Here is a 10295-nt window from a genome sequence, read left to right on the forward strand (position 1 = left end):
TGGGTCGAACAGTGGCTTCGGTCACTGATTTAATACAATATTAATTGTACAAGGGAGTGAAACCTTTTTAAGGCAATAAGGTTCTGAGGAGGAAAGAGCCAATGAAAAGTAAATTGTGTTTTATAATATCATTGTGTGTTTTAGTACAATGCTTGTTGATAGATACATATGCAAAAAGCTATGAGAGTGCAAAGGAAGCAATATATGATGCTAATGACTTCATATTTCAAAAAACGGGTTACAAAGATTACTATTTATTAGAGATTGAATGTAAATACAAAATTCTTACACAATCATCAGATTGGGAGTGTAACTGTCGATGATTATAAAGACCAAGTAGCAGTGAGTTTGCCGAATGTAGAAGCTAAAATTTATAGAAGTAGCTTTGGAGATGATCCCCAAAAGAAAAATTGGTTAGTCAGTGACAAAGAGGCTGATATAATAACAAAGTTTTTAGAAACGTCCTATGATATTTCTGTATTGAAGAAGTATAAATACAACACCAAATGTAATGTACATGAGGACTGTGCAGCTGAAGGTTGCCCGGGCTATGTAGAAGAAACAGGTTATGCAAGCAGCAATCGAAGCGGAAGTGCTCCGATAGAAATAAACACATATGTGTATAACGGCAAGAAAGATTTGAGCAAGAAGGTGTTTGAAAATAAAATTAGTAATAATTATGACGCAGACTTTAAAGCAAGAATCCTATGGACAAATACTCCTATTAAGTTTAACGTAATACGCTATATGTGGAACCTGAATGAACGTGGAGAGCCGATTACATGGCAATCTGTACCGGGCAAATACGAAAGGGGGGTTGTGCAGCAGTGCAGTGCTGATATCGACTGGAATGTAACCAGCTCAATGAAACAGGATTATGAAAAAGCTAAGAATGCTGCAAGAGAAGGTAAACAAGACAAAACATTTTATGACAAGGCAGTGTTTGCAACAGATAAAAACCTGCAAAGAAATTACGAGTATCCAATAAAATCAGGCTATTACTTTAATCCAACGGGTACATATACATTTGAGGTTACAACTGTTACCTACAAGAATAGCAAAGGCGAGACAGAGGAGCATAAAAAGCTTGTAAATGAGTTAATCAACTCCTTCAGATATGAGTCAAACTTAATATATATTAATTCAAACAATCAGCCTGTAAATATTGCAAATGGGCCTTACACAGACCTTGGAGTATTGACTGTAAAAGATAATGAATTGATAACTGAATATAGACAATACGAGAAGAAAGAATATAGGATACCCTATTATTCTGACAAGCCGTATGATGATGAAAATGAAAATAAAACTCATGATTTTTGGAAAATGTCTATGGAAGGTTATTCTTTATCAGGCAGCTTAGACAGTTATAATAAGTATAAATATCGGGAATATGTTGCAGGAGGAGAAGTATATGAAATAACTGAGACTACAAAGGTTACAATTGTAGTAAATAAGGATAATAAAATGTTTTATACTCATCCTAAAATGCCGGATGGAGAATACTATGTTAGAGTAAAGCTTTCTCCTATAAACTTAAGTAAAATTACTAATGTTGAATACAAATCAATAAATGATTCGTTAAAGGAAGTCATTTTAGATGGTATTAAGGTTACTGTAAAAGGCTCAATATATGATGATATAAGTTAATAACTATATTACATATAACAATAACTTACCGTGTTACCCTGAAAGAATGCGTATGTGCAAGGCTTGTAGGGTACACGGTTTTCTGTATATTTAAGAGTTTTTGCTCACTCACTGACAACCGTCAAACAGATCATTACATAGTGGAATGGTTGCGCAGTTGATAAAATCACTGTAGAAATAATTAAACGGAGGATGATGAGCTTAATTATACCGACTTTAAAACAAGGAATATTGATTATAATGATGAATCTTCAGAATTGTAAAAACCAGTATTAAAATAATTTTGGTGTATGAGAAGGAGAACTCATATAAATATTTTACTGATACAAGCTTGGATGCCCAAAAATTAAAAAAATACAACGGTTTTGCCGTCAAAAGTAATTAATTGAAACTTGAAATATCCGGTGATATAATTTTCCTATAAAAATATGTCGGGGAGTGGGGTCATTGAGAATAAAAATATCGCCGGAAGAGATGACTAGAATAGCTGGAAACCTAAAGAGTTTGTCCGATAAATTTGATGATATAATAAAAGACATAAACAGTACAGTGAAGCTAATCGACTGGGAATTAAGAAGTAAAGAGGGCGTAGACCAAAAAGCATCGGATGCGATTAAATCAGCCAAAAAAATATCCAGTGGCCTTAAGTCAATGGCGAAGGACCTTGAATTTGCCAGGGACAGGATGGTTGAGGAAGATAAGAAAGCATCCGCTACTGCTAAAAAGATGAAGAGTGCAACTTTTAGCACTTCTATGGCAGCAGCTGCTGCAGGAAGTGTGAAAGTTTCAAATGTAAACTATACATCGGACTACAAAAACCTAGGTCCCGGAACGGCAAGCTGCCCGAATACATTTGTTGGTGACCCCGTAAACGTAACAACGGGAAACTTTTATGTAACCAAAAAAGATATCCAAATACCTTCAAGGGGTATTGCTCTCGAAATTAGGCGATATTATAATTCCATTGACCAAACCTACGGAATTTTGGGAAAGGGCTGGAGAATAGGATACGAAACCAGCCTAATGAACATAGAGGATAGCAAGGATTTATTGGTAGTGTATCCCGATGGAAGCGTAAACATATTTGAATATGATGAAAAAGACAATAAGTATAAAGCTCCAAGGGGAGTTTTTGATATACTCCAAAAGAATGAAGATGAAAGCTATGTATTGAAAATTCATGATGGAACTACCTACAGATATGACAAATCCGGAAGCCTCATATCAATAAGCGACCTTAACGGTAATGCAATCTCCATAGAATATGACGACCAAGGCATGATTTCTTCGGTAGTATCACCGGGTGGAAAATTCTTGGACTTTTCATATGAAGGTGCGAGATTGAGAAAAATAACCGACCATACGGGAAGGCAAATAACTTACTCCTATGATAAATCCGGAAATCTCATACAGGTAAGGTATCCGGACGGAGGAGTTATTAAATATGGATATGACAATAAAGGCATGATATCCATAACAGACCAAAACAAAAATACCTATGTCCAAAACACATACGACGAAGCAGGCCGGGTTGTAAAGCAGCTTGATTATGAAGGAAACGAGCTGATTATAGAATACTGCCCGGAAGAATGCAAGAATATATTTAAATGGCAAAAAAGCGGCATAACCCGTATATACAAATACAATGAAGAAAAGCAGCTTACGGAAATCATATACGATGACGGTACTAAAGAAATATACACCTATGATGAAAATAAAAACAGAAGCAGCATAACGGACAGAAATGGCAGGACAAAGCGGCTTAAGTATGATGAAAGGGGTAATTTGACGGCGGAAATAATGCCGGAGCCCTTCAACTACACAATAAGATACAGCTACGATGACAACAACAGAAGGACGAAAATCAGCACTCCGGCAGGAGGCCTTGCAAGATTTGAATATGATGCAAAAGGAAATCTCCTGAAGCGTGTTGTAAAAATAGACGGCAGCAATAATTCTGAGACTGTATATACATATGACGAATTCGGAAGAGTTTTGACAATTACCGATGCCGAGAATAACACCACATCCTTTGAATATAATGATGAGGATATAAGCAAGCCTTCAGCAATAATTGATGCGGAAGGAAACAGGTTTATCTATGATTTTGATGCCGTAGGAAGAGTTGCAGCAATTACAACCGGCTACGGAACCGTAAAAATCGAATATAATGAGCGAGACAAGATAACAGGTCTGATTGATGCGGAAAATAACAAGATCAGGATAAAATATGATGCCGTCGGAAACATGGTCGAGGTTATCACTCCCGAGCAATATGCAGAAAAAGGTGATAAGGGAAAAGGCTATACCTTTGCGTATGATGCAATGGACCGAATGATAAAGCAGATTGACCCATTGGGAAATGTATTTTCGGTAAAATATGATGAGCACGGGAATAAAATCAAAGAAGTCAACCCCAATTACTATACTCAAGAGGAAGATGACGGCATAGGAATTGTCTTTAAGTATGACTCCAACCATAGGCAGATAAATACCGTTTTCCCTGACGGAAGCAAGTCCAGAATAAAATATGACCCTCGAGGCAATATAATAAAAACCATTTTGCCGGGCGATTATAACGAGGAAACCGATGATGGCCCGGGAATGCAATTTATATATGATGAAATGAACCGAATTGCTAAGATTCTCGACCCGAATGGAAATGTATTTGCCAAGTATGTGTATGATGAGGACAGCAGAGTCATAAAAGAAATTAATGCAAAGGGATACATCAGCGCGGACAATGACGAAGAACGATGGGGCACATTGTATAAATACAATCTGGCAGGCTGGCTGGTTGAAAAAAGAACTCCGCTTCAAAATATAGATGGGCAGGTCTTTTACAATGTGACAGAAAATGTTTATGACAGAAACGGCCGGATTGTACAGCAAAAAATCTCTCCTGAGTATGTAACCAAAACCGGATATCCGAAGAACTGGAACATCATAAGCTACAAATACGACAAAAACGGAAGAGTCATTGAGGTTTCCGACAGCATTGGCTCCAATATTCAGTATGAGTATGACTGCCTTGGTAAGAAGACTTTGGAAAGAATTAAAATAAATGATAATGCATACAAGATAACCCGATTTGAATACAGCAGTGCCGGAAGACTCAAGAAAGTTTCCGAAGAGTGCAATGGAAGTGATTTGGCAGGCGAAGAAAAGGGAACCGTTACAGCGGATACCTTGTTTGAGTATGACAGGAACGGCAATATTACAGCTATTACTTCTCCGGAAGGGTATAGGAAGAGATTCATCTACGACGATGCAAACAGGAGGATTGGCGTTGAGGCTTATTTGCCGCCAGAGGGTGTAAAAATATCCGGCAATGCCGCCAATGCATTGTTAAAGACTACAGTTAGAAGGACACTGTACAGCTATGATAAAGCAGGAAACCTTGTACGGCAAACCCTTCCCAACGGAAGTACCATTGAAATCGAGTACGACAAAATGAATAGAAGAATCAGGGTAAAGGATGCAGATGGAAATACAACAAGGCTGTTCTATGATACGTCAGGTAATTTGATAAAACGCGTGTTGCCTGAAAATTACAATCCTGAAATCGATGACGGCCCGGGAACATCTTATCTTTATGACTCTATGAACCGACTTTTACAGGTCACAAATGCAGCGGGAGTTGTTGTGGAAAGAAACGTGTACAATACAGCGGGAGAGATAATAAAGAAAATCGGGGCTAAAGGCTACCTGGCGGCATCCGATGATAATGAGAGATACGGTGTGGAATACGGATACGATATAGGAGGAAGACTTAGGTATATTACAACGCCTGAAGCGAAGGCAAAGGGAATTATAAGCCAGCAATATAACTATAATTCTTTGGGGTATATTACGGAAATTATTGACGGAAAAGGAAATGCAACAAGATATGCACTTGATTTGTGGGGAAAAATTAAAGAAGTTCATGAAGCCAGCGGTTCTGTTTTCAGATACGAATATGATTATGCAGGCAACCTTACAACAGTAATGGATGGAAATGGAAATACCACGCGATACAATTACAACAGCCTTAATCTTCTTTCGGAGATTATTGACCCGCTGGGAGGAAAAATTTCTTACAAATACGACAAACAGGGAAGAATGGTTTGGACTTCCAATAGGGACGGAAAAGCCATACATTACAGATACAACTTTGACGATAAGCTCGTAAGCATTTGGAGTGAGGACGGAATTCTTGAAAAATATGAGTATAATCTTGACGGAAGCTTAGCGGCATCTATAAGCGACAGGACAATTCATTCGTATACCTACACTCCGTCGGGAAGACTTAAGAGAAAGAATACAAACGGTGTTGGTGTATTGGATTATGAGTATGACAAGAACGGACGTTTAACAAAGCTTACCGACATAAGCGGAAAAACTATCGAGTATACTTATGACATTCTTGGCAGACTTTCAAATGTGATAAACGCAGGGAGGCAAACGGCACAGTATGAATACAATCCGGATAATACCGTATCACGGATTTTATATGGCAGCGGAGTTTGCGCAAAGTATGACTACGACATGGATAAAAGGATAATTGGGCTTCTTAATGTTGATCCTTTCGGTCAAGAACTCTTTAGAGGAAAGTATTCCTATGATGCCAACGGCAACCGGATAATGCAGGATGAAAACGGCAAGGTGACGTCATATAGCTATGATAGCATAAACAGGCTTGAGAGAGTTTCTTACCCCGAAGGCAGTAGTGAGAAATTTGCATATGATAACGCAGGAAACAGACTTGCCAGAGAATTCGGTGAGCTGATTGAAAACTATAAATATGACGAAAACAACAGGTTGATACAAAAGGTGTCAAATGGCGTTGTGACAGAGTATGAATATGATGCCAGAGGCAATCTTGTAAAAGAGATTGAAGGAGAATCTGAAAGAATATTTGAATATGATGAGTTTAATAGACTTACAAAGGTAATAAATGCAGACGGTACATATATGGAAAACATATATGATGCCGAAGGCATGAGAGTGCAGACCATAGAAAACGGTGAGTACCGAAGGTTCATATTTGATGGAAAGGACGTCATATCCGAGGTCGGTGAGGATTGGGAGATAAAGAGCAGGAGCATAAGAGGACATTCGTTATTGGAATTGGAAGATGAAAATAATAATTCCTATTACTATTTACATAATGTACATGGCGATGTAACTAATCTTACGGACAGTTCGGGAAGGATTGTAAACAGTTACGATTATGACGCATTTGGTAATACTGTAACTGCGAAAGAGACAGTACGCAACAGGTTCCGTTATGCGGGAGAGCAGTATGATAATATGACGGGGCAGTATTACTTGCGGGCGAGATACTATAATCCCTCTGTCGGACGGTTTACGCAGGAGGATACATGGAGGGGCTTTACCTATAATCCCGCAAGTTTGAACCTCTATACATATGTTGAGAACAATCCTGTAATGTTTGTTGACCCTACAGGACATTGGCCTAAATTTATTGATAATGCGATAGATTGGGTCGGCGACAAGGTAAGTGATGCGGTTGACTGGGCAGGAGACAGGATAAGCGATGCGGTTGATTGGGTAGGAGACAGAGTGAATGATGCAATTGATTGGGCAGGCGACCGAATCAACGATGTCGGCAACTTTATAACAGATACGGCAACCAGTGTTAGAGACTGGTGGGTGGAAAATAATGTTGGAGCATACGTTGTTGGTGGCTTGAAGATATTGGGTGCGGTTGCTATAGGTGTAGGCGCAGTTGCGTTTACTGTTGCAACTTTTGGAGCTGGGGCACCGCTGGCTACTTTGGCAGCTGGAGCGGCAATTGGTGCAGGAGTAGGTTTGGCAGCAACTTATGTAACGGATGTTGTTTCTAACTTTGCCCAAAACGACTGGAAATGGTCGGCATCCAATTTTCTGCCATCCTCTTCACCAGGTGAATATATAGCAAATATGTTATCGGGTGCTATTGGCGGAATGATGATAGGAACTATTGGTTTTGGGGCAACCGTAGGGATGATGGTCATTGATGCTGCAGTGACTACAGGTGTGGCCACATTTATAGATTCCGGGATAGAAGATATACGTACAGGAAAAATAAATGAGATTGATTTGGGTGATGCTTTAATCGATTTCAGATCAAATCTTATTGGGAATGCTATTGGATGCGTAGTGGGAAATCTTATTCCAGATGTTTATGTACCTGTATCCAAGCAAGAAGCAAGATATATATTAAGAAAAGCAGGTAAGGCATACAATGGAGCTGCTGCAAGAGCCTTTATTAAGCAAAAGGCATTCCAAAAGCAAATAATTGATTTGATAAGTGACTTTGTTGACAAGCTAGCAGGAGGAATAACATCAGAATTAATAGGAGGAGATGGCAAATGTACTGCAAATTAGGTTTGTAATATAAAGTATTTTTACAATAATGGGGGGTAATCATGGAAGAGGTATATAATCAAATACTTTTTAGTGAATTTTTATTTGGTATATTTGCGTTTGTGATAGGCCTTATTGTGGCATTGGTTTTATGGTTTTATGGTGATGACGTTATCAAGGTAAAGAGAAATGGTGTAGTTTTAAGAGAAATAAAACTGAAAAAATCTGCAATGTTTGTTTTTAAACGGTTATTACCATTGATAATATTATTAGCAGTTACAATAACTGGGATATATTCTACTTTAGATTATGTAAAGAAAGATTACCTTTATGGTGAAGGAACAATGACATATTACAGAAAAGCATCGAATACAGTACGTATTGAAATTGATAATAAGTACTACCGTCTGCCGAGAACTTATAGAAAAAATTTTTCATCAAAAAACATAGGAACAACGTACAAATTTGTATACGCAAAGAGAACGAAACTGATTTTATATATAGAAGTTGTAGATGATTCAACAGATACATTTTAGAAGGACTAAAATACACGCATTATTTGCTATTGGAGGAGCAGAAGAAATACAAATCTAAGCAGAAGTATCGAAAAGCCGGCTAAGGTATTTTGCTTTGGCTGGTTTTTGTGATTTATAATGAGTTAATTGATAAAAGTTTTCTAGTGTGCTTTTAGCCTGCTTGAAAGTATGAAGAGGGGATTGTATGTTGAGGGAGGTTACCTAGTGGAGGAAATATACAATAGATTACTTTTTAATGATATGATATTTAATTTAATTTTTGGTGGTCTAGCCATTGCGGCATTGATAGTTCTATGGTTTGGTGGTGACGTTATTAAAGTTAAGCAAAAAGGTGTGGTCGTGCGAGAAATAAAATTGAAAAAATGGACAAGGTTTATTTTAAGAAGGTTAGTACCCTTAATATTCTTGCCGGCTTTTGGAATAAGTATAATAAACTCCACTTTGGATTATGTGAAGAAAGACTATCTTTATGGAGAAGGGAAAATGACACGGTATGAAAAATTACGGTATGCAGAACATATTTATATTGACAGTAAATACTACAATTTGCCGAGGATTTACAGAAGATATTTTTCATCAAAGAACGTAGGAATGACCTACAAATTTGTATATGCAAAAAGAACGAAGTTAATTTTGTACATAGAGGCAGCGGATGATTCAACAGACTCATTTTAGAAGAACTAAAATACGTATATTTTTTGATAGTAGAAAAGCATGAGAAGAATGCGAAACATCCCTAATAAAAATGTACGTGGTTATAAGACGGGAAATATTATAAAATTATGTTAAGAAATTATGCATCTATATAGCATTCACAATCGATATAATAATTCTTAAGTTTACTCATGAATTAAACATGCTTTAAACGTTTTGTAAAGAGCTGCAGCGAATGGTTGGTAAAAAATAATCGATAAAAGAATAATAAAGTATATAAAAATTATAAAAAATAGTACTGGCATGTATAAGATATTTATGGTATTATAATGCTATAAATTATGGAATTAAAGTATATTAATTTTGTAAATTATTAACTACTCTTACGGGGAGATGTATATATTGGAGAATTGTGTTTTCTGCAAAATAATTAACAAGGAGTTGCCCTCAACGATTTATTATGAAGACGACAAGGTTATTGCAATAAAGGATATAAATCCTGCTGCTCCGGTACATGTGTTGATTATTCCTAAGGAGCATATTGTTAATGTTAAAGATATTAACGAATCCAATGCCCAAATATTGATAGACATTCATAAAGCCGCAAACAAAGTTGCAGAGGATTTGGGAATTTCGGAAGAAGGATATAGATTAATAACAAACTGCGGAGCTGCAGCGGGGCAAACGGTTTTCCACCTTCATTACCACCTGTTGGGTGGAGTCGATATGGGTCCTAAAATTCTCTGAGACAACAGGTCGTTATTGCAATAATATACCATATGTGATAATATAATCACATAAGATATTATTATTCATTTGGTATTTTTGATTGGAATATAGTGTATATTAAGTGTTGGGTTTTAAGCTTGGATCCAACATCACAATAATAAATAAAAAACCTAAAGAGTTTATAGGGGGGCAAAAATGAAAAAGTTCCATAACAAACAACTTCAAAACATCATCTGTAGTATTATCGCTATTGTTATGATTTTTGGTGTTATTGCAACAGTGGCATATGCAGAAGTGGGCGGACCGGATGCGTTTCAAAAGGTAGTATTACAGGTGATTAGCCTTTCAGAAAACCAAAGAAAAGACTTTGTTGAT

6 protein-coding genes are annotated in these 10295 nt (G+C 37.1%); all 6 read left to right on the forward strand.

Features of this window, described 5'->3' with window-relative positions; translation table 11 throughout:
• Window positions 1-264: 264 nt before the first annotated feature.
• A complete protein-coding gene (locus PLH43_RS10310; protein ID WP_324362778.1) occupies window positions 265-1650 on the forward strand; it encodes a hypothetical protein in 1386 nt (461 codons plus the stop codon).
• A 447-nt stretch (window positions 1651-2097) separates the two neighbouring features.
• On the forward strand, window positions 2098-8022 hold the full coding sequence (locus PLH43_RS10315) for an RHS repeat-associated core domain-containing protein (protein WP_324362780.1): 5925 nt from the start codon (window positions 2098-2100) through the stop codon (window positions 8020-8022).
• Between the two features lie 41 nt (window positions 8023-8063).
• Window positions 8064-8537 carry a hypothetical protein gene (locus PLH43_RS10320; protein ID WP_324362782.1) on the forward strand — a complete coding sequence of 158 codons (474 nt, stop codon included), beginning with the start codon at window positions 8064-8066 and terminating at the stop codon, window positions 8535-8537.
• Between the two features lie 204 nt (window positions 8538-8741).
• Window positions 8742-9212 (forward strand): hypothetical protein, encoded by a 471-nt coding sequence (locus tag PLH43_RS10325; RefSeq protein ID WP_324362785.1) that lies wholly within the window; start codon window positions 8742-8744, stop codon window positions 9210-9212.
• 381 nt (window positions 9213-9593) lie between these two features.
• The gene (locus PLH43_RS10330; protein WP_324362787.1) at window positions 9594-9938 is read left to right on the forward strand and encodes a histidine triad nucleotide-binding protein; all 345 of its coding nucleotides are present in this window, start codon (window positions 9594-9596) and stop codon (window positions 9936-9938) included.
• Window positions 9939-10115: 177 nt separating this feature from the next.
• On the forward strand, window positions 10116-10295 hold a 180-nt coding region (locus PLH43_RS10335), incomplete at its 3' end, for a hypothetical protein (RefSeq protein ID WP_324362789.1).

Source organism: Acetivibrio sp., assembly GCF_035371925.1.
In the GTDB taxonomy this organism is placed as follows: domain Bacteria; phylum Bacillota; class Clostridia; order Acetivibrionales; family Acetivibrionaceae; genus Hungateiclostridium.